The organism is Nocardia sp. NPDC057272 (assembly GCF_042668615.1).
GTDB lineage: Bacteria > Actinomycetota > Actinomycetes > Mycobacteriales > Mycobacteriaceae > Nocardia.
In genome coordinates, this window is the sequence record NZ_JBHUYK010000001.1 from 537,233 (window position 1) to 561,821 (window position 24,589).

At 68.0% G+C, this 24,589-nt stretch carries 26 protein-coding genes; 13 read left to right on the forward strand and 13 right to left on the reverse strand.

The genetic code is table 11. The features are described 5' to 3' along the window. Window positions 1–6: 6 nt before the first annotated feature. Window positions 7–480 carry a hypothetical protein gene (locus ACFULV_RS02375; protein WP_378652218.1) on the reverse strand — a complete coding sequence of 158 codons (474 nt, stop codon included), beginning with the start codon at window positions 478–480 and terminating at the stop codon, window positions 7–9. Next, complete coding sequence (locus ACFULV_RS02380) at window positions 474–1,190, reverse strand: SDR family NAD(P)-dependent oxidoreductase (RefSeq protein WP_378652220.1); 717 nt, start codon at window positions 1,188–1,190, stop codon at window positions 474–476. The genes ACFULV_RS02375 and ACFULV_RS02380 overlap by 7 nt, the downstream gene beginning before the upstream one ends. Before the next feature lie 101 nt (window positions 1,191–1,291). On the opposite strand from ACFULV_RS02380, the gene ACFULV_RS02385 reads away from it, so the two are divergent. From ACFULV_RS02385 to ACFULV_RS02395, 3 genes are all read left to right on the forward strand, one after another. Continuing rightward, complete coding sequence (locus ACFULV_RS02385; RefSeq protein WP_378652222.1) at window positions 1,292–2,146, forward strand: helix-turn-helix transcriptional regulator; 855 nt, start codon at window positions 1,292–1,294, stop codon at window positions 2,144–2,146. Between the two features lie 56 nt (window positions 2,147–2,202). Continuing rightward, on the forward strand, window positions 2,203–2,583 hold the full coding sequence (locus tag ACFULV_RS02390; protein ID WP_378652224.1) for an ADP-ribosylation/crystallin J1: 381 nt from the start codon (window positions 2,203–2,205) through the stop codon (window positions 2,581–2,583). A 237-nt stretch (window positions 2,584–2,820) separates the two neighbouring features. Beyond that, entirely contained in the window at window positions 2,821–3,039 is a 219-nt protein-coding gene (locus ACFULV_RS02395) for a hypothetical protein (RefSeq protein WP_378638337.1), read from the forward strand. Window positions 3,040–3,108: 69 nt separating this feature from the next. Here the strand turns inward: ACFULV_RS02395 and ACFULV_RS02400 are convergent, their stop codons facing one another. Then, a complete protein-coding gene (locus ACFULV_RS02400) occupies window positions 3,109–4,092 on the reverse strand; it encodes an NAD(P)/FAD-dependent oxidoreductase (protein ID WP_378652226.1) in 984 nt (327 codons plus the stop codon). A gap of 82 nt (window positions 4,093–4,174) precedes the next feature. Between ACFULV_RS02400 and ACFULV_RS02405 the strand changes: the two genes are divergently transcribed. Beyond that, window positions 4,175–4,756 carry a helix-turn-helix domain-containing protein gene (locus tag ACFULV_RS02405; RefSeq protein WP_378638332.1) on the forward strand — a complete coding sequence of 194 codons (582 nt, stop codon included), beginning with the start codon at window positions 4,175–4,177 and terminating at the stop codon, window positions 4,754–4,756. 62 nt (window positions 4,757–4,818) lie between these two features. Here the strand turns inward: ACFULV_RS02405 and ACFULV_RS02410 are convergent, their stop codons facing one another. Next, complete coding sequence (locus ACFULV_RS02410; RefSeq protein ID WP_378652229.1) at window positions 4,819–5,301, reverse strand: hypothetical protein; 483 nt, start codon at window positions 5,299–5,301, stop codon at window positions 4,819–4,821. Window positions 5,302–5,490: 189 nt separating this feature from the next. Then, complete coding sequence (locus ACFULV_RS02415; protein ID WP_378638327.1) at window positions 5,491–6,126, reverse strand: TetR/AcrR family transcriptional regulator; 636 nt, start codon at window positions 6,124–6,126, stop codon at window positions 5,491–5,493. A gap of 68 nt (window positions 6,127–6,194) precedes the next feature. Between ACFULV_RS02415 and ACFULV_RS02420 the strand changes: the two genes are divergently transcribed. The 4 genes from ACFULV_RS02420 to ACFULV_RS02435 all read left to right on the forward strand — a co-directional run bounded on the left by ACFULV_RS02420 (window position 6,195) and on the right by ACFULV_RS02435 (window position 11,432). Beyond that, window positions 6,195–7,733, forward strand: coding sequence for a flavin-containing monooxygenase (locus ACFULV_RS02420; protein WP_378652231.1), 1,539 nt, complete (start codon window positions 6,195–6,197; stop codon window positions 7,731–7,733). After that, on the forward strand, window positions 7,730–8,563 hold the full coding sequence (locus ACFULV_RS02425) for an SDR family NAD(P)-dependent oxidoreductase (RefSeq protein WP_378638322.1): 834 nt from the start codon (window positions 7,730–7,732) through the stop codon (window positions 8,561–8,563). Before ACFULV_RS02420 ends, ACFULV_RS02425 begins: the two co-directional genes overlap by 4 nt. A 26-nt stretch (window positions 8,564–8,589) precedes the next feature. Beyond that, a complete protein-coding gene (locus ACFULV_RS02430) occupies window positions 8,590–9,543 on the forward strand; it encodes an alpha/beta hydrolase (RefSeq protein WP_378638320.1) in 954 nt (317 codons plus the stop codon). A gap of 92 nt (window positions 9,544–9,635) precedes the next feature. After that, window positions 9,636–11,432 carry an AMP-dependent synthetase/ligase gene (locus ACFULV_RS02435; protein ID WP_378652234.1) on the forward strand — a complete coding sequence of 599 codons (1,797 nt, stop codon included), beginning with the start codon at window positions 9,636–9,638 and terminating at the stop codon, window positions 11,430–11,432. Window positions 11,433–11,484: 52 nt separating this feature from the next. On the opposite strand, the gene ACFULV_RS02440 is transcribed toward ACFULV_RS02435, so the two are convergent. Together ACFULV_RS02440 and ACFULV_RS02445 are read right to left on the reverse strand one after the other, a co-directional pair. After that, window positions 11,485–12,195 carry a cutinase family protein gene (locus ACFULV_RS02440; protein ID WP_378652237.1) on the reverse strand — a complete coding sequence of 237 codons (711 nt, stop codon included), beginning with the start codon at window positions 12,193–12,195 and terminating at the stop codon, window positions 11,485–11,487. Window positions 12,196–12,278: 83 nt separating this feature from the next. Beyond that, window positions 12,279–12,701, reverse strand: coding sequence for a hypothetical protein (locus ACFULV_RS02445; RefSeq protein WP_378652240.1), 423 nt, complete (start codon window positions 12,699–12,701; stop codon window positions 12,279–12,281). A 125-nt stretch (window positions 12,702–12,826) separates the two neighbouring features. Between ACFULV_RS02445 and ACFULV_RS02450 the strand changes: the two genes are divergently transcribed. Continuing rightward, window positions 12,827–14,431, forward strand: coding sequence for a molybdopterin-dependent oxidoreductase (locus tag ACFULV_RS02450; RefSeq protein WP_378652242.1), 1,605 nt, complete (start codon window positions 12,827–12,829; stop codon window positions 14,429–14,431). Window positions 14,432–14,481: 50 nt separating this feature from the next. On the opposite strand, the gene ACFULV_RS02455 is transcribed toward ACFULV_RS02450, so the two are convergent. The 3 genes from ACFULV_RS02455 to ACFULV_RS02465 all read right to left on the reverse strand — a co-directional run bounded on the left by ACFULV_RS02455 (window position 14,482) and on the right by ACFULV_RS02465 (window position 17,437). Continuing rightward, a complete protein-coding gene (locus tag ACFULV_RS02455; protein WP_378652244.1) occupies window positions 14,482–15,954 on the reverse strand; it encodes a DHA2 family efflux MFS transporter permease subunit in 1,473 nt (490 codons plus the stop codon). A 28-nt stretch (window positions 15,955–15,982) separates the two neighbouring features. Then, window positions 15,983–16,639: a PadR family transcriptional regulator gene (locus ACFULV_RS02460; protein ID WP_378652247.1), complete on the reverse strand. Its 657-nt coding sequence runs from the start codon at window positions 16,637–16,639 to the stop codon at window positions 15,983–15,985. A 189-nt stretch (window positions 16,640–16,828) separates the two neighbouring features. Then, a complete protein-coding gene (locus tag ACFULV_RS02465; protein WP_378652249.1) occupies window positions 16,829–17,437 on the reverse strand; it encodes a hypothetical protein in 609 nt (202 codons plus the stop codon). 199 nt (window positions 17,438–17,636) lie between these two features. On the opposite strand from ACFULV_RS02465, the gene ACFULV_RS02470 reads away from it, so the two are divergent. The 4 genes from ACFULV_RS02470 to ACFULV_RS02485 are packed head-to-tail and all read left to right on the forward strand — an operon-like array spanning window position 17,637 to window position 21,103. Next, window positions 17,637–18,569, forward strand: a complete 933-nt coding sequence (locus ACFULV_RS02470) for an ABC transporter substrate-binding protein (protein ID WP_378652445.1) — start codon at window positions 17,637–17,639, stop codon at window positions 18,567–18,569. Between the two features lie 28 nt (window positions 18,570–18,597). Beyond that, the gene (locus ACFULV_RS02475) at window positions 18,598–19,746 is read left to right on the forward strand and encodes an ABC transporter ATP-binding protein (protein WP_378652252.1); all 1,149 of its coding nucleotides are present in this window, start codon (window positions 18,598–18,600) and stop codon (window positions 19,744–19,746) included. After that, on the forward strand, window positions 19,743–20,402 hold the full coding sequence (locus tag ACFULV_RS02480) for an ABC transporter permease (RefSeq protein ID WP_378652254.1): 660 nt from the start codon (window positions 19,743–19,745) through the stop codon (window positions 20,400–20,402). The genes ACFULV_RS02475 and ACFULV_RS02480 overlap by 4 nt, the downstream gene beginning before the upstream one ends. Continuing rightward, the gene (locus ACFULV_RS02485) at window positions 20,399–21,103 is read left to right on the forward strand and encodes an ABC transporter permease (protein ID WP_378638295.1); all 705 of its coding nucleotides are present in this window, start codon (window positions 20,399–20,401) and stop codon (window positions 21,101–21,103) included. Before ACFULV_RS02480 ends, ACFULV_RS02485 begins: the two co-directional genes overlap by 4 nt. On the opposite strand, the gene ACFULV_RS02490 is transcribed toward ACFULV_RS02485, so the two are convergent. The 3 genes from ACFULV_RS02490 to ACFULV_RS02500 all read right to left on the reverse strand — a co-directional run bounded on the left by ACFULV_RS02490 (window position 21,086) and on the right by ACFULV_RS02500 (window position 24,568). Then, window positions 21,086–21,295 carry a ribbon-helix-helix protein, CopG family gene (locus ACFULV_RS02490; RefSeq protein WP_378638292.1) on the reverse strand — a complete coding sequence of 70 codons (210 nt, stop codon included), beginning with the start codon at window positions 21,293–21,295 and terminating at the stop codon, window positions 21,086–21,088. The two genes, ACFULV_RS02485 and ACFULV_RS02490, sit on opposite strands and share 18 nt — an antisense overlap. Before the next feature lie 71 nt (window positions 21,296–21,366). Next, a complete protein-coding gene (locus ACFULV_RS02495; protein WP_378638290.1) occupies window positions 21,367–22,587 on the reverse strand; it encodes an NADP-dependent malic enzyme in 1,221 nt (406 codons plus the stop codon). A 424-nt stretch (window positions 22,588–23,011) separates the two neighbouring features. Then, complete coding sequence (locus tag ACFULV_RS02500) at window positions 23,012–24,568, reverse strand: FAD-binding protein (protein WP_378652256.1); 1,557 nt, start codon at window positions 24,566–24,568, stop codon at window positions 23,012–23,014. Between the last annotated feature and the right edge of the window lie 21 nt (window positions 24,569–24,589).

Genomic DNA, 24,589 nt, shown 5'->3' on the forward strand with positions numbered 1-24,589 from the left:
TACCTCTCAGCCGGGCTGGACCCAGCGGCGCAGGGCGTCGATCGTGGATTCCGGAGACGTGTTGAAACAGAAGCGGATTCCGGGCGCGAGGTCGGACGCGACATTGATCAAGCGCTCGAACAGCAGAGTGTGTTCGGGCGCCATCCGTACGCCCGCACCGATCATCGCGACCCGGAACTCCCCGCCCGCCGCGCATTCGCGCAGGACCGCTTCGGCCGCGTCGGGGTCGGCCGGGACCTGGCAGGAGACGATGTCGAAACCTGCTTCGCGCAACGCGGTTTCGCCTGCGGCGATGCGCGCGGTCAGGGTGGCTTCGTCGATCTGCGGGTAGCGCGTGTAGTCGACGGCGCTGGGGTGCAGACCGATCGACAGCACCGTGCTCGTCTTCGATTGTGCCACTGGGCTCTCCGTTCTCATCAGATAGGTGGTGATGCCGAGGCCGGCGAGCACCGCCACGAGCAGGGCGCCCGCTCTCACCACGACGTGGGGCCCGTTCGGTCGAAGAATCCGCCGGTCGGGCCGTCCAGGTCGGCCGTCGCCACGGCGACGACGGCGTCGGTGCCCTCGGTGACGGTCTGGAAACCACTGTGCCCGTTGAGGTCGGTGGCGGTGTAGCCGGGATCGATCGCGTTGACCTTCATCTCGCCGAGTTCGCTCGCGTACATGACGGTGAGCATGTTCAGCGCCGCCTTGGTACTCGGGTAGCCGAGGGCGGGCGGCAGCAGGCCCTGCCACTTCGGGTCGGTGACCGTCGCGATCGAGCCGACACCGCTGGAGACCATCACGATGCGGGGATGGTCGGACAACCGCAGCAGCCCCACGAACGCGTTCGTCACCCGGACCGGGCCGAAGACGTTGGTCTCGAACACTGCTCGCAGATCGTCGGGCCCGGTCTCGGAGGGTGCGCTGCGCGGACCTCCGATGCCCGCGTTGTTGATGAGCACGTCGAGGCGACCCGCGGTGGCCTTCACGATGTCGGCGGCCGCGGCGACGGACTCGTCGGAGGTCACATCGAGCGGGACGAATCGAACGTCGAAACCGGCCGCGGTGAAGTCGGCGGCGGCGGCCTCGCCGAGTGCGGTGTCGCGGGCGGCGAGGAACACCTGCCAGCCGGCTTCGGCCAGCCGGCGCACCGTTTCCCGGCCGAGTCCCCTGTTGGCCCCGGTGACCAGGGCGATCGTTGTCGTCATGGCTTCAGAGTCACGCCGATGCGGCCCGGTCTCCAGTGCTGCCTCGGCATAGGACCAGCGGTACCACCCCTGATCCGCTGTCCTGCGGCACCATGGGAGGGGTGGACAGAGCGGAATTGGCGACGGTATTGCGCACCGCGCGTTCCCGGCTGACCCCCGCCGACGCGGGCCTGCCGGGCGGGTCACGCAGGCAGGTCCCCGGATTGCGGCGCGAGGAAGTGGCGAGCCTGGCCGGGGTGAGCGTCGACTACATCGTGCGGTTGGAGCAGGGTCGCGGACCGAAACCGTCGGAGCAGGTGCTCGGCGCGCTGACCAGGGCGCTGCGGCTCACCGATGTCGACCGCGATCTCGTCTTCCGGCTCGCCGGGTCGGAACCGCCGCAGGCCGGGCGGATTCCGATGGTGATCCGCCCCAGCGTGCTGCGGCTGCTGGATCGCCTGGCCGATCTGCCGGTACTCGTGCTCTCGGCCAAATCCGATGTTCTTGCCTGGAATCCCTTGTCGGCGGCGCTGCTCGGTGATTTCTCCGCTATCCCGGTGGCCCAGCGCAACATCATGTGGCAGCGCTTCCTCGGCACCGGCATGGGCCGGGTCGTGATGACACCCGAGGAGGCCGACAGCAACGCGGCCGCCTGCGTGGGCTGCCTGCGCGCGGTCAAAGCGACCTACCCCGACGACCCCGGCCTGACCCGCCTGCTCACCGAACTACGCACCGGCAGCACAGAATTCGAGTCACTCTGGCAGGCGGGCCGTTCCAGCGCCATGCACAGCCTCACCAAAACCATCGCCCACCCCCACCTCGGCGCCCTCACTCTCGACTGCGACGCCATGCACGTCCCCGACACCGACCAAACCATCATCATCTACTCCGCCGCCCCCCACACCCACACCGCGACCGCCCTCGACCTCCTCCGCGTAACCGGCCTCGAATCCTTCGCGACACCGCCCACCGAATAACCGATGGCCACCACAGGGCTGCTCGGATACGGTGCGTTACTCGCGAAGGAGTAACGATGACCACCGCACCACGCACCATCATCCTCTGGCGGCCGACCGGCCCCGAGGAGCTGGCGCTTGTCGCCGATTCCGGTTGGCGCACCTGGCCACCACGCCTTTCCGACCAGCCGATCTTCTACCCGGTCCTCAACGAGGCCTACGCGGTGCTGATCGCCCGCGATTGGAATGTGCCCGCCTCCGGCGCGGGATACGTCACCCGCTTCGCAGTCCGAACCGACTACCTCGACAACTACGACGTGCAACAGGCCGGCGGCCGCGACATCCTCGAATACTGGATCCCCGCAGCGGATCTCGACGAATTCAACCGCAACATCGTCGGCAGGATCGAGGTCGTGCGCCGCTTCCCGGAAGACGCTCCCCTTCCCGAAACGGCGTGACCGGGACATCGAGGGTCAGACAGCTCGGTCAGGGCCGTCACCCGTAGGTCGGACACCGCGGTGCTGTGGACATCCCGGCGGTTCACCTGCTCATTGCGTGGCCGACGGCGCGGATCGTCGCCCGGAGACCCGAATCGACAGCCACAACCCCGGTTTTCAGGGCTACCGGTCGGTCGGTTCAGAGGGCAGCATCCATGTCGTCAACTGTGACAACACTTGTCGAAATGGGGAGTTAGCGTGTCGATCGGGAAATTCGTGATGGCGGGCGCGGCGATGGTGGCGCTCGGCGCGGTGGTGCCCGCTACCGCGGCGGCCGCGCCGACGGTGCCGGTCGCCGAGGCGGGCACCGGCAGCGCCGACGCGACCAGCGGGAGCGCCACGTTGGTAATGCTCATCGAGGAGCTGTTCAAGCCGTGCCCGTTCAGCAGCACCGTGTGCCCGGCCACCGATAACTGAGCCGACAGCGAAGGACCCCGTCATCACCTCAGACGGGGTCCTTCGTGTCGTACCGAGGATCGATCGGGCCTACACGGACGCAGATTCGACGCTATCGGCTCGGTGTGCCGCCACCGCGGCCGCGGTTTCGGCCATCACGAGTTCCGCGTTGATCTGCGCACCGGCCATGGCCCCGGCTGCCGCGGCAGCGCCGACCTGGGCGGACGGATCGGTGGCATTGCCCGCGATCCAGACGCCGGGCACCGAGGTGCGGCCGACGGGATCGGCGGGGATGTGGTCGCCCATGCCGGAGGGGTGCGGTTCGGGAATCAGGCCGAGGTCGGTGAGGAACGTGGCGCGGGTGTTCATCCGGGGTGCCACGACCAGCGCATCACGTTCGATGACGGTGCCGTCGGCGAGCTGGACGCCCGTCAGCCGGTCGGCGCCGAGCACCTCGACCACCTTGCCGTCGACGATCCGGATACCGCGTGCCACCAGCTTTTCCGCGTCGTCGGCACTCACCGGGTCGGCCGTGTGCGACAGAAAGATGATGTCGTCGCTGAGCTGGCTGAACAGCAGCGCCTGGTGCACCGACATCGGGCTGCTCGCCAGAACCGCGAGGCGCTGATCGCGCACTTCCCAACCGTGGCAGTACGGGCAGTGCAGGACATCGTGGCCCCAGTGTTCGCGCAGCCCGGGAACATCGGGGAGCTCGTCGGCGAGTCCGGTGGCGACGAGAACGCGCCGGGCCGACACGGTGCGCTCGTCGGCGAGGGTCACCAGGAATTCCGAGCCGTCGACGTCTGCCGCACGCCACACCGAGACAACCCGGCCCGACACGACGTGGCCGCCATACCCGCGCACCTCGGCTCGCCCGAGCTCGAGCAGCTCCAGCGGCGACATCCCCTCACGCCCGAGCAGTCCGTGGACCCCCTGAGCAGGCGCGTTGCGCGGCGCCCCCGCGTCGATCACGGCCACTGAGCGCCGCGAACGCGCCAGCATCAGCGCCGCGTTCAGTCCGGCGGCTCCACCGCCGAGCACCACCACGTCGTACGAATCGTCCAGTTGTGTCATCTCGACCTCCTTCGAGCATCCACCGTGCATCCCAGCGACAAATACTGGCAACCTTATTTGCCGATATGGCAAAGTGGGGAGCATGGAGGACCTCGATCAAACCCTCGACTCGGTCGGCCCTCGGCTGCGTACCCTGCGCAAACAGCGCCAGACCACCCTCGCCGACCTGGCCCAGGAGACCGGCATCTCGGTGAGCACCCTGTCGCGTCTGGAATCCGGCGACCGCAAACCCACCCTGGAGCTGCTGCTCCCCCTGGCCAAGGCACACGGCGTCACCCTCGACGAGCTCGTCGACGCTCCACCCACCGGCGACCCGCGCATCCACCTGCGCCCGGTCACCCGCCACGGCATGACCATGCTCCCGCTCACCAAGCGCGCGGGCGGCATCCAGGCGTTCAAGATGATCATCGCCCCCGGCGCCCGCAATCGCCCCCAGACACCGCAGGTGCACGAGGGCTACGAGTGGCTGTATGTGCTCAACGGTCGCCTGCGCCTGATCCTCGGCGACAACGATCTGATTCTCACCCCCGGCGAAGCCGCGGAGTTCGACACCCATATCCCGCACTGGTTCGGCGCGGCCGACGAGCAATCCGTCGAATTCATCAGCCTGTTCGGCAAGCAGGGCGAGCGCGCGCACCTGCGCGCCCGCCCCAAATCCGACTAGGCAGGCACGACGGGGGGCGAGCACACTCACCTGTGCGCTCGCCCCGGCGGAAACAGCGAGAATCAGCCGAGCGTGAAGCTCGCGCGTCCCGCGATGTGCTCCAATTCCTGGTGCTGGGGCAGGGATTCGTCGGTGGTCACGATCCAGGCCTCCACCCGGCCCTTGCCGGGCGCGGTCCCGAACCCGACGATCACATTGCCCGGCGCGTGCAGGATCTGACCGTTCTCCACGGGGTGCGACTGGCCGTCGCTGTAGCCGGTATCGAGATTGCGGAAGCGCACGGCCACCTGATAGCGCTGGCAGAAGTCTCCGGTCTGGGTGATCGCCACCCGTACACCGAAGGTGCCCGATTGCGGCTGCGGCACGGTCTGGGCGTTGATGATCGCCGCGCAGTTGGCGCCGGGAGTCCGGCTGAGCGTCGGCGTGAACACCGCGATCGGATCCGACGGCAGCGCGCCGGCGGGCGCACCGAGCCCGACGAGGACGGCGCCCGCGGAAACGACCACGGCCGAGAATTTGCGAATTGTGCTGTTCGTGAGAGTCATACCCACTTCGTCGTGCCGAACAGTCTCACCGTTAGCCAGTGCAATGGTATCGATTCGGCAACCAAATATGTTGTGCCACAACAGATTCAGGGTCACCAGAATTGTGGGCATGCAGCAGCGGAGGGCAGCGCGAACCCATCAGTTGTTCGCGACACTCCCGTCGGGGCGTTAACAGCGATCCGGAGAAATTCAGCCCTGGAGCGCGGCGATCAACGCCGGACTCAGCGCCAGCGCGGGCAGCGACTCCACCAGCAGATCGACCAGCGACTCGCGACTGATCGGCTTGTCGATCATCCAGGTGAGGATGGTCTCCTCGACGAAGGCGATCCAGCCGCGAATGGCCAGGGTGAGCCGGGCCAGATCGGGATCCTCGGGCGGCAGCGGCAGTTCGCTCACGATGAGATCGGCGATGGCGCCGCGGGTTTCGTTGACGTAGTCGGCCATGTCGGGAGTGACGCTGGCGGGCCCGCGCAGCACCGAGCGATACGACGCGGAGTGCTCGGTGGCGTAGTCGACGAATCGTTCGATCGAGTCGCGCAGCATGTCGAACAGCGACAACTCGCGGTTGGGCATGATCGCGACGAAGAACTCGGTACTCACGTGCCGGGCGATCGCCTCGTGGAATTCCTGCTTCGAGGCGAAGTAGTGGAACAGCAAGCCCCGCGAGATGCCCGCCTGCTTGGCGATGTCGTCGACCGAGATGTCCTCGAGCGACCGGTCGACCAGCATTTCGGCGCCGAGGGTGATCAGCTGCAGCCGACGCTCCTCGGGACTGAGCCGCACACGCTTCGTCTCTCCCACACTCCTGGTACTCACACCGGCCATCCTAGCCACTACTGAACCCGGCTCAATAGCTGTTGACTCCGGCTCAATAAGACCGTATTCTGCAATACATGAGTCGTAAGGTTACAGACAACGTTGTCGAGCCCCGGGTCGCTGAAACCCGCCATGTGAAGACGATCATCGTCGGCAGCGGGTTCGCCGGCCTCGGCCTGGCCATCCGCCTGCGCCAGGAGGGTCGCGACGATTTCCTCGTGCTCGAGCGCGGCAGCGAAGTCGGCGGCACCTGGCGCGACAACACCTACCCGGGTGCTGCCTGCGACGTGCCTTCGCACCTGTACTCGTACTCGTTCGCCCCGAACCCGAACTGGACCCGCTCGTTCTCCAAGCAGGGCGAGATCCAGGCTTACATCAAGAGCGTCGCCGAGCGCTACAACGTGCTCGACCGCCATGTCTTCGACTGCGATGTGCAGAGCATCCGCTGGAACGAAGCGGCCGCGCAGTGGGAGATCAGCTCCACCCAGGGCGAGTTCACCGCCGACACCGTGGTCTCCGCGGTCGGCGCGCTGTGTGAGCCGTCGCTGCCGGATATCAAGGGCATCAACAGCTTCGAGGGCGAGATCTTCCACTCCGCCCGCTGGAACCACGACGCCGACCTCACCGGCAAGCGTGTCGCGGTGATCGGCACCGGCGCCTCCTCGATCCAGATCGTGCCCGCCATCGCGAGCGAGGTCGCCACGCTCGACGTCTACCAGCGCACCGCGCCGTGGCTGCTGCCGCGGATGGACCGCCCGTATCTGCTGCCCGAGCGGCTGGCGTTCAAGCACATCCCCGCCGTGCAGCGCCTCTCGCGCGCGGCCATCTACGCCGCGCGTGAGACCCAGGTCGTCGGCCTGACCCGCTTCCCCGTGCTGATGAAGGCCTTCGAGGCCCTCTCGCGCGCCAAGCTGCAGATCGAGATCCGCGATCCCGAACTGCGCAAGAAGGTCACCCCGAACTACCGGATCGGCTGCAAGCGCATGCTGATCTCCAACGACTACTACCCCGCGCTGGATCGCGACAATGTCGACGTGATCACCGACGGCATCGCCGAGGTGAAGCCGGGCTCGATCGTCACCAAGGACGGCACCGAGCGCGAGATCGATGCGCTCATCGTGGCCACCGGCTTCCACGTCACCGACTCCCCGACCTACAACTCGATGGTCGGACGCGACGGGCGCACGCTGGCCGAGGTGTTCGACGAGATCGGCCAGCAGGCCTACAAGGGCTCGGCCATCGCGAACTTCCCCAATATGTTCTTCCTGGTCGGCCCGAATGTCGGCCTCGGCCACACCTCGATGGTGTTCATGATCGAATCGCAGATCAACTACGTCAGTGACGCGCTGGCGACGATCGACTCCCAGGGTCTGCGCACGGTCGAGGTTCGCGAAGACGTGCAGCAGGCCTACAACGCCGACCTGCAGGAAAAGTTGGGCAAGACTGTCTGGAACACTGGCGGGTGCGCCAGCTGGTACCTGGACAAGCACGGCAACAACACCACGTTGTGGCCGGACTTCACGTTCGAATTCCGTAGGCTCACACGGCATTTCGATGCCGCCGCCTACACTACGACAACCGCAGACGCCGACAGGGAAGTGGTGGCAGCACAGTGAGCAAAGATGCTTACTTCACGAACAAGGTATGCGTGATCACCGGAGCGGGCTCCGGCATCGGTCGCGCGCTGGCCGAGAACCTGGCCGCGCGTGGCGCCAAACTCGCGCTGTCCGACATCGACGCCGAGGGCCTGGCCCAGACCGTCGCGTCCTGCGAGAAGCTGGGCGCGCAGGTGAAGTCCGACCGGCTCAACGTGGCCGAGCGCGAGGCGTTCCTGCTCTACGCCGATCAGGTGAAGGCACACTTCGGCGTCGTGCACCAGATCTACAACAACGCGGGCATCGCCTACCACGGCGACGTGATCAAGACCGAGTTCAAAGACATCGAACGCATCATGGATGTGGACTTCTGGGGCGTCGTCAACGGCACCAAGGCGTTCCTGCCGATGCTGATCGAGTCCGGCGACGGCCACGTGATCAACGTGTCCAGCCTCTTCGGCCTGGTCGCCGTGCCCGGCCAGGCGGCCTACAACTCGGCCAAGTTCGCGGTGCGCGGCTTCACCGAGGCGCTGTTCCAGGAGATGAAGGTCGCCAAGGCGCCGGTCAAGGTCACCTGCGTGCATCCCGGTGGCATCAAGACCGCGGTCGCCCGCAACGCCACCTACGCCGAGGGCATGGACGGCGCCAACGCCGCCACCCTGTTCGACAAGTACCTGGCGATTCACAGCCCGGAGATGGCCGCGCAGACCATCACCGAGGGCGTGCGCAAGGGGCAGGCCCGCGTGCTGATCGGCTGGGAGGCCAAGGTGCTCGACGTGAGCGTGCGCTTCCTCGCCTCCGGCTACAGCCGGATCTCGGCCGTGGTCAACGGCCGCTTCATGCCACACTGACGCTCCGCTAGATCCGAGGAAACTCCATGCGCGAGTTCAAGATTCCGCTGCCGATCGCCCGTGCGTTGCTCGACCCGGTGTTCCGGGTGACCCTCAACGCGCGGCTACCGGTCGCGGTGCAGCGCGTTCTGCTCGACGCGGTCTCCCGGCTGCAGTTGGTGCCCGACGGTTCGGTCGTGCAGCACCTGCAGCTGGGTGGGCGCCCCGCCGAACGCGTGATCGCCGAAACCGCCATTCCGGGTTCGCGTACCCGGGCGGTACCGCCCGAACGTGCCGCGGGCGCGATCTTGTACCTGCACGGCGGCGGCTACGTGGTCGGTTCCATCGCCACACACCGTTCGCTGGTGGCCGGACTCGCCCGCGAGACAGCGTGCGCGGTGTACTCGCTGGACTACCGACTGGCGCCGGAGCACCCGTTCCCGGCCGGACTCGACGACGCCGAGGCCGCGTTCCTCGACCTGGTCGGCAACGTCGGCTACCGACCCGAACAGATCTGTGTGGCCGGCGACTCGGCAGGCGGCGGCCTGGCGATGGCACTGGCCCAGCGGCTGATCGAAAAGCATCAGATGACCCCCGCCGCACTCGGCCTCATCGCGCCGTGGGTGGACCCCACCGAGGTGCCGAGCAAGGATCGCGACCTGGTGATCAACCGAACGTGGTCGCGTGCGTGCGCCGCCCACTATCTCGGCGACGCCGCCGCGACCGAAGCGGGATACGCCCCGCTGTCGGGCAACCTGATCGGCCTGCCGCCCACCTACGTGCAGGTCGATGTGAGCGAACTCCTGCACAACCAGTGTCGCAAGCTCGTCTCAGCCCTGCGTGGAGCGGGCGTGCACGTCCGCTTCACCGAAACCCGCGGCCTCTGGCACGTCGCGCAACTGCAAGCCGCGCTGGTCACCGAGGCAGCGCTGGCTCTCAGCGAACTCGCGGAATTCCTGCGAGAAGCAATTCAGCCGGTATCGATAGACGATTTACGATAAAGCCTGGTGACGGGCAATTCGGGCGGCGATATCGCGACCCGCCCGAACGTGTCGTAGATTACTGGCGAGTAGAACCCACTGGAAGGGCACAGATGCGAGAGTTCGAAGTTCCGGCTTCCTACACCATCCCGGACGATGCGAACAATTCCGACAACGTCTTCCGCTTCGCGCAGGAGACGCCGAACACGGTCTTGTTCAACGTCCCGAACGGCAGCGGCGGCTGGAATGACGTCACGGCGGCACAGTTCGAGAAGGCCGTCCTCGGCGTGGCCAAGGGCCTGATCGCCGCCGGCATCGAGCTGGGCGACCGCGTCGCGATCATGGCGGCCACCCGCTACGAGTGGACGCTGCTCGACTTCGCGATCTGGGCCGCCGGTGGCGTGACCGTCGCGATCTACGACAGCTCGGCCGCCGAGCAGGCCAAGTGGATCCTGCAGGATTCCGAGACCAAGCTGCTGGTCGTCGAGAACGACAAGCACCGCGCCACGATCGACGAGATCGAAGCCGGTTCGCTGCCCGCGCTGGCCGAGACCCTGCAGATCGACAAGGGCGTCATCGACACGCTCACCGAGCGCGGTGCCGAGCTGGACGACTCCGTCGTGCACGAGCGTCGCAAGCAGGTCGGCGCGGCCTCCCCCGCGACCCTGATCTACACCTCGGGCACCACCGGCCGCCCCAAGGGCGTGCAGCTGACCCACGCGAACCTGTGGGCGGAATCGCGTTCGGGTGGCATCGAGCTCAGCGCGTTCGTCTCCGAGGGCCAGAAGACCCTGCTGTTCCTGCCGCTGGCGCACGTGTTCGCCCGCGCCGTCGCGCTGATCGCCTTCGATTCCAAGGTGACCATCCGCCACAGCTCGGACTGGACCACCCTGGTCGAGCAGTTCGGCGACTTCAAGCCCGACTTCATCCTCTCGGTGCCGCGCGTGTTCGAGAAGGTCTTCAACTCCGCCAAGCAGAAGGCGCACGACGGCGGCAAGGGCAAGATCTTCGACGCCGCCGCGGAGACCGCCATCGCCTACAGCACGGCGCTCGAGACCAAGGGCGGCCCCGACCTGCTGCTCAAGCTCAAGCACTTCGTCTTCGACAAGCTGGTCTACAGCAAGCTGCGCGCGGCCCTCGGTGGCCAGTGCCTGGCCGCCGTCTCCGGTGGCGGCCCGCTGGGCGCGCGCCTCGGCCACTTCTTCCGCGGTGCCGGCGTGACGATCTACGAGGGCTACGGCCTGACCGAGACCACCGCCGCGTTCACCGTGAACACGCCCGCGTTCATCCGGGTCGGCTCGGTGGGTCGCCCGATCCAGGGCCACGCGGCCAAGATCGCCGAGGACGGCGAGCTGCTGCTCAAGGGCTCGGTCGTGTTCGACGGTTACTGGGGCAACGCCGAGGCCACCGAGGAGGCGTTCGAGGACGGCTGGTTCAAGACCGGCGACCTGGGCGCCATCGACGCCGACGGCTTCGTCACCATCACCGGCCGCAAGAAGGAAATCCTGGTCACCGCGGGCGGCAAGAACGTCTCCCCCGCGATCCTCGAGGACTCCCTGCGCGCGCACCCGCTGATCAGCCAGGTCATGGTCGTCGGTGACGGCCAGCCCTTCATCGGCGCGCTGATCACGCTCGACCCGGAGGCCCTGCCGGGCTGGAAGGATCGCAACGGCGTCGCCGCCGACACCGCGATCGAGACCCTGATCGAGAACCCGGCGCTGGTCGCCGAGGTGCAGGCCGCGATCGACGAGACCAACAAGAAGGTCTCCAAGGCCGAGGCGATCAAGAAGATCCGTATCCTGCCGGTCGACTGGACCCAGGAGGGTGGCGAGCTCACCCCGAAGATGTCGCTCAAGCGCGCCGTCGTCATGAAGCAGTACGCGGGCGAAGTAGACAAGATCTACTCCTGATCCCACGCGTACGAAAGGCCGGTTGCGTTCGCGCAACCGGCCTTTCGGCTGTTCAGAACCGTTGCGCCGCGAATTGTGCCGCGGTGACGGTCATTCCGTTGATGCCGTAGAGGGTGTGCGAGACGTTGGGCTGGGCGAGCGGGGAACCGTCGCAGATGTTGTCCGAGGGGATACACAGCTCGATGGTCTTGTTCTGGTAGAGCGCGCCGACCGAGACCGCCGGTGCGTCCGCGTCGGCCATGAACCGATCCGACGGTTTGCCGAACAGCGCGACCGCCGCGACGTGCTCTGCCACCTCGGGCGCCATCGGCTCCGGCAGATACATCTCGTACTCCGGCAGCACCCCCTCCGGCACGCCGACACCGGTCGCGAAACCGGCCAGCGCCGCGCCTTGGGAGTAACCGCCGAGGACGATGCGAGCGCCCGGGCAGTTCGCCGCGAGGTATTCGACCCGTCGCTGAGCATCACCGATGCCCTGCACGACGGTGCGCGCGAAGGCCGGCCGGTCGGCGAAGTCGCTGCTGGCCGGGTAGTCGACGCCGTAGGAGCCGACCGAGCGTCCGCCCGCGTTCGCGCGCAGCGCTTCGACGAAGGAAATACCGGTCAGGCCGAGTTCGCCACCCTGCTCGGCGGTTCCGCGAGCGAACACCACCTCGACATCGGAACAGGGCTCGGCGGTAGCGGAATGGGTGGGCGATACCAGGGGAATCGCGGCTGCCAAGAAGACTGCAGACACGAATCGCGAGAAGGAACGTGCTGTCATTCCGCGCAGACTACCGACCGCGACCGTTCACCATCGCCTCGACTCGGCCGGATTCGCCGCCGGGTGAGCGACGGCCCCGACGTTCAGGCCACACTCAACTCCCTGGACCGCAGCACCCGCAGACCCGCGATGCCGATCGCCAGATCGGCCGAAATCTCGAATAGTGCGGCGAACCAGGAGAATCCGGTGACGCCGGAGGCGGCAGGCGCGTTGATGAAGCTGTCACTGAGCGGACCGAACCAGTCCGGGAGCAGGTGCACGATCGTGAAACCGATCGCGCTCGCGAAGCCGATGAACACCGCGGCGCGTGGGGATGCCGGGTGCCTGCGGAACACCAGGAACACCGTGAACAGGGCGAAGAGGATTTGCAGGGTGCCGAGGGCGTTCACCAGCGATGAGGTGGCGTCCATGCCGCGGCGTAAGTGGTCGGCGCCGTGGACCAGGAGGGCGACGGCGAAGACCGCCGTCGTGGCGCGCAGTGTCGAGTCCGGTGCTGTCTCGGTCATCATGTCTCCTGCCGAGCGGGATCGTTTCTACTACACAGTGTAGTTTTGATGGCCGATCCGCGGGAGGTGTTCGGCCGTCACAAATCGGTCACCGGGGCGATCCGGCCGCGACGTACGCTCTGTGCATGGCGTTCTTGCGGGCGATGGCCGGGATCGTGGCCGCGGCACTGGTACTCGGTGTGGCGGAGTTGGTCGCGGTGTTCACCGGGTCCGGGAGCGCACCCGCGTACGCACTCGGCGCGACGGTGGTCGACCGCACCCCCGACGGGGTCAGGGAATGGGCGATCGCGACGTTCGGAACCAGCGACAAGGCCGTGCTATTCGCGTGCATGGGCATTGTCGCGGTGGTGGTCGCGGCGATCGCCGGATATCTCGAGCGAGCGGCTCGACCGATCGGATCGGTAGTGTTCGCGATTTTCGGCGTGGTCGCCGCTGTCGTCGGCGCCGGGAGAGTCGGCGGGTTCGCCGGTGCGCTGCCCGCGCTGATCGGTACCGCCGCTGGAATTCTCGCGTTGCGAGGACTGACGCGGCGGATCGATGACGCATCCGATTCGCTGCGACCGGCGACGGAACCCGCTGCGCCACCACTCGGCGAGGCCACCGCGGCGCCGGACGTAGGCGGCGAGGAAAGCCTGATCCGTACCAGCGCGTCGATCGCAGGTGCCGGGCGACGGCGCGTACTCGGTGGCATCGCGGCGACCGGGGTGCTCGCTCTCGGAGCCGGCCTGGCGGGCCGGCTGCTCAGCGGCGCGCGCCACGATGTGACGGCCGAGCGCGAGACCGTCGAATTGCCCAGGGCGACAGCACCGTTGCCCGATCTACCACCGGATGCCGATCTCCGGGTGCCCGGACTCACCTCGTACATCACCCCGAACAGCGACTTCTACCGGATCGACACCGCGCTGATCGTTCCCCAGGTGTCCACAGACTCCTGGTCCCTGCGCATCCACGGGATGGTCGACCAGGAAATCACTCTCACCTGGGACGACCTCCTTCGCCGCACCCCGGTGGAGCGCCTGGTCACCCTGGCGTGTGTCTCCAACCCGATCAACGGCGACCTGATCGGCAACGCCCGCTGGCTCGGCTATCGCCTCGACGAACTCCTCGCCGAAGCACGACCGCACCCCGACGCCGACATGGTGCTGTCGCACAGCAAGGACGGCTGGACCGCGGGTTCACCCCTCTCGGTCCTCATGGACGGCCGCAACGCCCTCCTCGCCATCGGCATGAACGGCGAACCCCTCCCGGTCCAGCACGGCTACCCCGCTCGCCTCGTCGTCCCCGGCCTCTACGGGTACGTCTCCGCCACCAAGTGGGTCACCGAACTCGAGGTCACCCGCTTCGACCGGGCGACCGCCTACTGGACCCGGCGCGGCTGGTCGGCGCAGGGCCCGATCAAAACCGGCACCCGCATCGACACCCCACGCGGGCGCGGCCGAATCCCGCAGGGCCGCACCGTGATCGCCGGTGTCGCGTGGGCCCAGCATCGCGGTGTCACCGGCGTCGAGGTGCAGGTCGACAACGGCGACTGGCGCCCCGCCCGCCTGTCCACCGAGGTCACCGTCGACACCTGGCGTCAGTGGACCTACGACTGGGAAGCCACCCCCGGCCAGCACACCCTGCGCGCCCGCACTACCGACACCACAGGTCAGCCACAGACCGCCGTCGAACAAGACGTCGTCCCCGACGGCGCCACCGGCTACCCCACCCTCACCATCCAGGTGAACTGAACCTGCCCGCCACGTTCGCACGTGACGGGCAGGCGACTCGGCACTCGCGATCAGGCCGAAGCGTCGGCTTTCTCCCGCGCGGGAGCGTTTCCGGCGGACTTGCCGTGGCCCACGAACAGCGCCGAGGCGACGACGCCGATCAGCAGGATGGCGGCGGGCAGGATCATCGACTGGGCCAGCGCGGTGCTGAATTCGTCGATGATCTGCGGCGGGAGGGGACCGGTGGCCGCGCCCTCGCCGACCGGGCCGCCACCGCCGAGGCCGTTGGCGGTCAGGCGGGCGGCGATCAGGGCGCTGATCGCCGCGCTACCGAGCACCGAGCCGACCTGGCGGGTGGTGTTGTAGATGCCGGCGCCCGCACCCGCCTGGGTGACCGGCAGGTTGTGGGTGGCGGTCGTGGCGAGCGGAGCCCAGATGCAGGCGTTGGCCAAGCCCGCGACGGCCGCGGCGAGCAGGAACCAGACGAGCGACGAATCCGGGCTCATGAGCGCTCCGAACGACGCCACCGAACCGGCGAACAGCACGAACCCGATCGTCGGCAGCAGCCGGGGCGGCAGCTTGTCCGACACCTTGCCGATGAACGGCGCGGTGACACCGGTGATGATCGCCATCGGCGCGAAGACCAGCGCCGACATGGTCGGCGACATCTCGCGCACCGCCTGCAGGTAGAAGTACGAGGGCACCATCATCGAGGTGATCGCGGCGCCCATCGCGGCGATCGCCAGGTTCGACAGCGCGAAATTGCGGTCCCGGAACAGGCTCAGCGGCACCAGCGGTTCGCCCTTGTTGCGCGCCTGGTTGATCACGAACACCACCAGCATCACCACGCCGAAGCCGATCAGCAGCCAGATCCGCAGCGACCAGTCCTGCGAATTGCCCTCCTGGATACCGAAAACCAGGGCGAGCATGCCGACTCCGCTGAGAATCACACCGACGATGTCGAACTTGTGGTCGCTGGTCGGCAGCGCGGGCACCAGCCACACGGCCAGGCCGAACGCGATGATGCCGACCGGCACGTTGACGAAGAAGATCCATTCCCAGCCGAGGTTGTCGACCAGCACGCCACCGAGGATGGGGCCGATCAGCGTCGCCAGCCCCGCGACGCCACCCCACAGGCCCATCGCGGCGCCGCGCTTGTCCGGCGCGAAGGTGCGGGTGATCACGGCCATCGTCTGCGGCGTCATCAGCGCGGCGCCGATGCCCTGGGCGGCGCGGGCGGCGATCAGCATGCCGATGCTGCCGGACAGGCCGCACCACAGCGAGGCACCGGTGAAGATCGCGAGGCCGATCAGGTAGATGTTCTTCGGCCCGAACTTGTCACCGAGCCGACCGGTGACCAGCAGCGGCACCGCGTAGGTGAGCAGGTAGGCACTGGTGACCCAGATGACGTTGGAGATGTCGGTGCTGAGGTCGGTCATGATGGCCGGATTGGCGACCGCGACGATCGTCATGTCCAGCAGGATCATGAAGAACCCGACCACCAGCGCGAAGAGCGCTAGCCACGGATTGCGTTGGGTGGTCATCGAATTCGTTCCAATCGAGGAGAGGGATTCAGCTTCGGGCGGCCCAGCGGGGCCGGGGCGCGGCGTCGGGGGAATCCCCACTCGGCCATTCGTGGATGTGATCGTCGGTGATCCGTTCGCCGGTGCCGGGGTCGTACTGCTCCCACGGCACGGCACCGCTGCCGAGTTCGGCGGCGAAATCTTCGATCCACACGAGCTCGGCGTGGATGGTGGCGCGAATGTATTCCAGGACAACGAAATAGCGGCGCGGGATGGCACGGCTGCGCGTCCAGTCGAGCAGCACGTCCATGTCGGCCCGCGACTGGGTCAGGTACTCCACGCGCTCGTCGAGCAAGGCGACGACCTGTTCTTGCGGAAGGGTGTGTGCTTCGGCCAACGCCACCCGGAAGATCGGGTATTCCTGCACCGGTGTCCGCAGCAGGTCAGCGATCCGCCCCCGCAGCGCGGTCCGCCCGGAATCGGTGATCCGATAGGTGGTCCGCTCTGGCCGGTTCCCGGCCCGACCGATCCCCTCCGCCGCCACCATCTCGTCGTCGGCCAGCCGGGCCACCACGTGATACAGCGACCCGGGCCGCACCTTGACCAGCAGATCCTCCCGCCGAGCGATCAGCAGTTGATACATCTCGTACGGATGCATCGGCCGCTCGTCGAGCAACCCGAGCACCGCGATAGCCAACGGCGTCATCACATTCCGCCCGGGCTGCCCCACCCCGCCACCTCCACTCAGCACTATAGTCCACACCAAATATTCCAGTAGGAATATACGGAGCGGAACATAGCCTGGCAAGCGCGCGACAGAGCCACCGACACTGCCTGCCGTGATGACAGAGTTCGGAAGGTTGTTGGGGGTGCCTGACGATAAGGCGCAGTGGCGCTAGAGGCCGTGGGCGTCGAGCCAGGAGCGGGCGGCGTCGGCGGGGCGGGTGCCGGTTTCGATGTCGTGGATCAGATCGACCAGCTCATCGGTGGTCAGTTCGCCTGCCACGTAGTTGAGCTTCTTCAGCTGTTGGCGGTCGAAGATGCCGCTGCGGTAGAGGGCGACGATGCTCTGGGTGCGGGCGGCGCCCTCGGGCGCTCCGCGCTGCGCGCGGGGACGCAGGTCGGTGCCGTCCGCGGCGTCGGAGACCGAAATACCCTGGGGCAGAGCCGAGTTGACCGCGGCGACCACCTCGTCGGGCGTGCGGGCGGGCGAGGCCGGGTTCCAGAGATCCACGAGGGCACCGTTGCGGGCGGGGAGGACGGCGATGCGGCCCGCGTCGAGATCGGCGAGGGGGGTGCTCGATCCGGTCATGACGGTGGAATCGGCGCCCGCGCGGTCCAGTGCTTGGGAATAGATCTCGGCGAGCAGAACCGATTCCGTCGTCGAATTCCCACCCACCACAACCACCGGGGCGGCGGCGTCGGAGGCGCAGGAAATCGTGGTGAAAGCGCAGGCTGCGGCCAGGATCGCGGCGGCGGTTCGACGCACAGCGACCGAGTACATCCGGCGACACCAACTTTCCGTATTTGCCGTCAACCCGCGCAATTCGGCCCGACGGCGGGCAGTATGAACTACCAGAATGTACCTGTGGCCCCCGGGTCGCACGCACAGCGCACTGCCCGCCTTTGCCGGAAGGACACCAGTGAAAACCGACTTCGCCTCCTCATCGCCAGGACAACGTCGACCGGCACGCCGCCTCGCGATGCGAGCGGGCCGGGTACTGGTTGCCGCGGTGGCGCTGGCCGCCGCCATGATCGCCTCCGCCTGCGGCAACAACGATCCCCTTGCCGCCAAGGGTGATTGCACAAGCGACGCGTTGATCATCGGGTCGGCCAACTTCCCCGAGTCCGAGACCGTCGCCAACATCTACACCGAGGTGCTGCGGATCAACGGCTTCAAGGTCGACACCAAGTTCGACATCGGCTCGCGCGAGGCCTACATCCCCGCGCTGCGCCAGTGCGCGATCTCGCTCATCCCCGAATACACCGGCAACCTGCTGCAATACCTCGATAAAGACGCCACGGCCACCGCCGCGCCCGAGGTGAACGCCGCGCTCACCACCGCACTCGGCGACGACCTCGCCATCGCGACGCCCGCCCCCGGCGAGGACTCCGACGCGGTGGTCGTCACCCGCGCCACCGCCGACAAGTGGAACTTGAAGTCCATCGCCGACCTCGCGCCGCACTCGGCCGAGGTGAAGTTCGGCGGGATGGCCGAATTCGCCCAGCGCCCGGGCGGACTGCCGGGCTTGAAGAAGAACTACGGCCTCGACATCACCGACGCCAACTTCGTGCCGATCGCCGACGGCGGCGGCCCCGCGACGGTGCGCGCGCTGGTCGAGGGCCAGGTCACCGCGGCCGACATCTTCACCACATCGCCGGCGATCGCGCAGAACGACCTGGTCGTGCTGGCCGATCCGAAGCACAATTTCGCCGCGCAGAACGTGGTCCCGCTGTTCAACGCCGCGAAGAAGTCCGACAAGGCCGTCGCCGTGCTCGACGCGGTCTCGGCCAAGCTCACCACCACCGAACTGATCTCGCTGAACACGGCCGTCTCCGGCGACAGCAAGATCGAACCGAAGGCCGCCGCGCTCGCCTGGATCACCGCCCAGGGGCTGAACTCCCCCATCGGCTAGGCGAACCCGCGCCTCGAGGAGAATCTCATTGTCCGACATCGAATTCCGCGGTATCGACAAGACCTATCCGAACGGCACACACGCGGTCCGCGATCTGAACCTGCACATCGACTCGGGATCGTTCACCGTGTTCGTCGGGCCGTCCGGCTGCGGCAAGACCACCTCGATGCGCATGATCAATCGCATGGTCGACCCCAGCGCGGGCACCATCACCGTCGACGGACGCGACATCGCGACGGTCGATCCGGTGAAACTGCGCCTCGGTATCGGCTATGTGATCCAGAGCGGCGGGCTGCTGCCCAACCGCAGGGTGATCGACAACGTGGCGACCGTGCCGATGCTGCTCGGGCAGTCACGCAAGGCTGCCCGCGCGGCCGCACTGGAGGTGATGGATCGGGTCGGGCTGGATCGCGATCTGGCCGAACGGTATCCGGCGCAACTGTCCGGCGGCCAGCAGCAGCGAGTCGGGGTGGCGCGAGCGCTGGCCGCCGACCCGCCGGTGCTGTTGATGGACGAGCCGTTCAGCGCGGTCGACCCGGTGGTGCGCGCGGAACTGCAATCGGAGATGCGGCGGCTGCAGTCCGAATTGCACAAGACGATCGTGTTCGTCACCCACGACATCGACGAGGCGATCACGCTCGGCGACAAGATCGCGGTGTTCGGGCTCGGCGGGGTGCTCCAGCAGTACGACACGCCGGAACGTGTCTTGGCCCAGCCCGCCACGGATTTCGTCGCCGGGTTCGTCGGCAGGGATCGCGGGTATCGCGGACTGTCGTTTCGCAGCGCCGAAGCTGTTGCGCTGGCGCCGATTCGGATGATCGAGCCGGACGGCATCGCCGGATTGCGGCTCGCCCAGGGCGAATGGGCACTCGTCGTCGACGAGCTCGGCAAGCCGGGCGGCTGGATCGACGTCACCGGCGTAGAGCGGGTGCGGGCCGGAAAACCTTTGGCCTCCAGTGTTTCCGCGGGCGGTTCCCTGTTCACCCCGACCGGCGACCTCCGGCAAGCCCTGGACGCGGCGATCTCCTCGCCTTCGGGCATCGGCGTCGCCGTCGACGAGTCGGGCGCCGTGCGCGGCGGGCTGCTCGCCACCGATGTGCTGACCCAGCTCGCCGAACAGCGGGTAGCCGAAGACTCCGAACGCAATCAGGAGTTCTTCACCCAGGGCACCTCGTGAGATACCTGATCGACAACTTCGCCGACATCATGGCGATTACCCGCACCCACCTGGTACTGGCACTTGTCCCCCTGCTGCTCGGTCTGGTGATCGCGGTCCCGGTCGGCGCGCTGGTGCACGGAAGCCGCTGGGCCCGGCGGATCACCACCACGACGTCGAGCCTGGCCTACACCATCCCGTCGCTCGCGCTGTTCGTGATCATTCCGCCGCTGGTCGGCATCTCGATGATCGACCCGCTCAACGTGATCATCGCGCTCACCGTGTATTCGACCGCGCTGCTGCTGATCGCGGTGCCGATGGCACTGGATACGGTGCCCGGCAGCGTGATCGATGCCGCCGACGCGATCGGGTTCGGCCGGCTGCGGCGCACCGTCACCGTCGACATGCCGTTGGCGCTACCGGTTTTCACCGCTTCTCTGCGCGTAGTCGTGGTCACCAATATCGCGATGGTGTCGGTCGGCGCGCTGATCGGAGTCGGCGGGCTCGGGAAGCTGTTCACCCAGGGCTACCAGCGCGATTACCCCGACCAGATCGTCGCGGGCATCATCGTGACCCTGGTGCTCGCGCTGATCTTCGATCGGCTGGTGTTCCTGCTCGGCACCCTCGCAACCCCGTGGACCAGGGCGGACGCGCGCGTGACAGGGGCACGCTCGTGAACCTCTTCGTCGAAGCCTGGAACTATCTGAGCGACAGCGCTAACTGGGGCGGACCCACCGGCATCGAACATCGCCTGCTGCAACACCTGTGGTACAGCTTCCTCGCGGTGGCGCTGTCGGCGGTGATCGCGGTGCCGCTCGGGTCGATCATCGGGCACACGCGCCGCGGCAGTGCCGTGATGGTCGGCTTCGCCAATGCCATGCGGGCGCTGCCGACGCTGGGGCTGCTCACCTTTCTGGTGCTCGGACTCGGGCTCGGGCTGATCCCGCCGCTGCTGGCGCTGATCACCGTCGGCATCCCACCGCTGCTGGCGGGGGCCTACGCGGGAATCGCGAATGTGCCCGCCGACGTGGTCGACGCCTCGCGGGCGATGGGGATGACCGAGCGCCAGATCCTGTTCCGGGTCGAGGTGCCCAACGCGATGCCGGTGCTGCTCGGCGGGTTGCGCGGCGCCACTCTGCAAGTCGTCGCCACCGCGACCATCGCGGCCTATGTCAACCTGGGCGGGCTCGGCCGCTACATCTTCGACGGCATCGGGCTCTACCGATACGACCTCGTACTGGTGGGCGCGCTGCTGGTCGCGGTGCTGGCACTGGTGCTCGACGGGCTGCTCGCGGTGGCGGTGTGGGCGAGCACCCCGGGCACCGGCAGGCTCACCCGCGCGGGGGCCGACCCCCGGATCTCAGTCGTCGCCGAGTAGCGCCCGCAGGTGCGGGTCGTCGGCCAGCACCTGCTGCATCCTGGCACGTTCCCGGGCGCGCTGAGCGTTGGCGTGAATCCACTCCTGCGCTGCCTGCACCATCGCCACATTCACCGAGACGCCCGCGGCCGCCGCGGCCTCCGCGAGCTGTTCGGCGACCTCGTCGGGAAGCTGCACGGTGATGGTGGTCATCGTTCGATGATCCCAGACAACGCGACAGCGCCCCCGTTCCGGTGGGAACGGGGGCGCCTGTCCGGGAGAAACTAGGCGACGCCCTCGGCGCGCGCTGCTTCGGCGACGGCCTCGGCCACTGCCGGAGCCACGCGCGGATCGAGCGGGCTCGGGATGATCTTGTCGACGGCGAGCTCGTCGGCGACGACGCCGAAGATGGCGTTCGCGGCGGCGACCTTCATGCCCTCGGTGATCCGGCGGGCACCGGCGTCGAGCGCACCCTTGAACACGCCGGGGAAGGCGAGCACATTGTTGATCTGGTTCGGGAAGTCGCTGCGGCCCGTCGCCACGATCGCCACGTACTTGGCGGCCACGTCGGGGTGGATCTCCGGGTCCGGGTTGGACATGGCGAACACGATCGCCTCCGGCGCCATCGAGGCGATGAGCTCTTCGGGGATGGTGCCCGCGGACAGGCCGAGGAACACATCGGCGCCGGCGAGCGCGTCGGCCGGGCCGCCGGTCAGGCCGCGCGGGTTGGAGCGGGCGGCCAGGTCGGCCTTCACACCGTTGAGGCCGTCGCGACCGGTGCTGACGATGCCCTTCGAGTCGAGCACGACCACATCGGGGACGCCGGCGGCGATCAGGATGTTCGCGCATGCCACACCGGCCGCACCGGCGCCGGAGACGACAACCTTCAGCCCGGACATGTCACGGCCCTGCACCGCGGCCGCACCCTTGAGGGCGGCCAGCACCACGATGGCGGTGCCGTGCTGGTCGTCGTGCATGACCGGGCAGTCCAGCGCCTCGATGACGCGACGCTCGATCTCGAAGCAGCGCGGGGCGGAGATGTCTTCCAGGTTCACCGCGCCGAAGCTCGGACGCAGGTGGATCAGCGTCTGGACGATCTCGTCGGGATCGGTGGTGTCGAGCACCAGCGGGATCGAGTTCAGGCCGGCGAACTTCTTGAACAGCGCGGCCTTGCCCTCCATCACGGGCAGCGAGGCGCGCGGGCCGATGTCGCCGAGGCCGAGCACGGCGGTGCCGTCGCTGACCACGACCACGAGCCGGTCGGTCCAGGTGTAGGTCTTGGTGAGCGCGGGGTCCTCGGCGATGGCGCGGCTGACCTGGGCGACACCGGGGGTGTAGGCGATGGACAGGTCGCGCTGGGTCTCGAGGGGGGCGCTGAGCTCGACAGACAGCTTTCCACCGAGGTGACCCGCGAAGATCTCCTCCTGGGTGATCGCAGCGAGGCTCGCTGCGTCATCGGCCTTGGGCGCCGCGGTGGCATTCGGTGCGTCAGTCACAGGTGACACGATTTCACTCCTGCTCGAGTCGGGCTCAACCGGGGGACGGTTACCGCCGGGTATATCGGAACTACTAATTTCTGGGACGCCGGATCGCTACGACGCTGGATCGCTATCACGCTCATCGGGTGCGCGTCCGCACGCGTTTCGCGGTGGCAACCGGTACACGTGGCGCGGCACTGATCCGCCGAGCGGAACCGGACGGGTGTGTCCGGGCGAGCAAAACGGGTCGACCAACGCTGCGACGGTGCGTCGCACGGCGGAAGGTCACCATGTTTCCCCGAACCCGGCGGTGGCAAGGGAAGGGAATCCGCAACATTCTGCCAGCACGATGCGTTGATTGCCAAACCGCGTCATGTGTCGAGCGTAGCCGTGTCGAATTGCCGTGGCGTAAGCGAAAACTCGCAGCGCAGCGGGAACATCCGGTGAACTTTCACACCGTGGCGGGGGTGGCCGCGGTGAGCTCGCCACCGAGCGGCTCCGGCCATTCCTCCCGGCGCACCCACACATCGTCGAGCCCACCGCAGCGCAGCCGGACCAGCCAGTCCGAGTGCGCGGCGGGGTGGTCGATGCGACGGTGGATACCACGACTCTCGGTACGCACGAGCGCGCTGTAGCCCGCCCACCGGGCGACGGCGAGCAGCGCGGCCGCCTGGCGTGCCCGCAGCTGCCCCACCCCGAGGCCGCCCAATTCGAACTGGGCGCCGGGCCACATCGCGTCCAGTTCGGCGATGCTGTCGCCGAGGCTGCCCGCGCTGCGCCGGTAGCTGCGGCGCAGCGGCAACGTGTGCTCCTGCACCAGGCCGATCACCGACCGTGGGTCGATGTGGGCGTGCGGCCCGAGGCCCGCGCCCGGCACCGGACGCGCACTGCTCGCCCTTTCGTTGGCGACCGCGAACGCGGCGGCGCCCTGCCCCGCCCAGGTGCCCGAGGCCAGCGCCCAGGCGCCGTTGAGGCCGCCGCGGGCGCTCGCCGCCCCGGTGACGAGCTGCCGGCCGGTCACATCGCCGGCACCGAACAGGCCGCGGATCGTCGTCGAGCAATCGGTATCGGCGAGGGCCAGCCCGCCCGCGCCACGGATGGTTCCCGCCAAAACCGCTCGCACGGGTACCCGGCCCGCGCCGTCGACCGCGCCGTGCCTGCTCAGCCAGTGCCGGACGGTGTCGGGCACCTCGCTCAGCGCCGCGAACACCCGCCGGCCGTCCGCGATGGCGGTGAGCGCCGCCGGGTACTGATCGGGCAGTTCGACGCCCGCTTCGTCGTAGAGGGCCGCGAAATGCACCGACAGCCCGGGCGCGACCGCCGGATGCGGATGTACTCGCGACAGCACCGGCGCCAGTCCGTAGGCACTGGAGAACTCCATCCCGCACAGTTCGGCGCCTGCCTCTGCCGCCATCAGCAGGCCCTCGCCGGTACTCACCTCGGTGCCCGCACCGCCGGACAGGAACGCGCAACCACCGGTGGCGACCACGACCGCACCTGCCCGGATGGCCCACGGCCGAAACTTGTTGTGACGCTGGACCCCCGCCGCACCGACCACGGTGCCCGCCGGATCGACCAGCAATTGCAGCGCCGGATGATGATCGAGGATGCGCACGCCCGCCTCGAGCGCGCCGCGCCGCAGCCGGCGCAAGTAGCTCGCGCCGTCGAAGTGCACGTGGGCCGGGTCGCCGTTCGGATCGGGCACGCGATGGCGGGTCCCCGACCAGGTCTGCAATCGCCGGTGGGTCTCGTCGACCACGCGGTGTAGCCAGGCCCGATCACCGAGCCCGCCGCCGGAAACGAACATCTTCTCGACCGCCTCGGCGCGGCCAGGACCGGGCGGGATATCCCAGAGCACGGTCGTGCCGTACACGGTGGGACCGCTGGAACCACAGCGGCTCTTGTCGACCAGCACCACCCGCGCGCCCGTCGCCGCGGCCGAGACGGCAGCCCAGAGCCCCGCGGGTCCACCGCCGAGGATCAAGACATCCGTTTCGATGCTGGTCACAAAGAGAAATATTCGGGCACA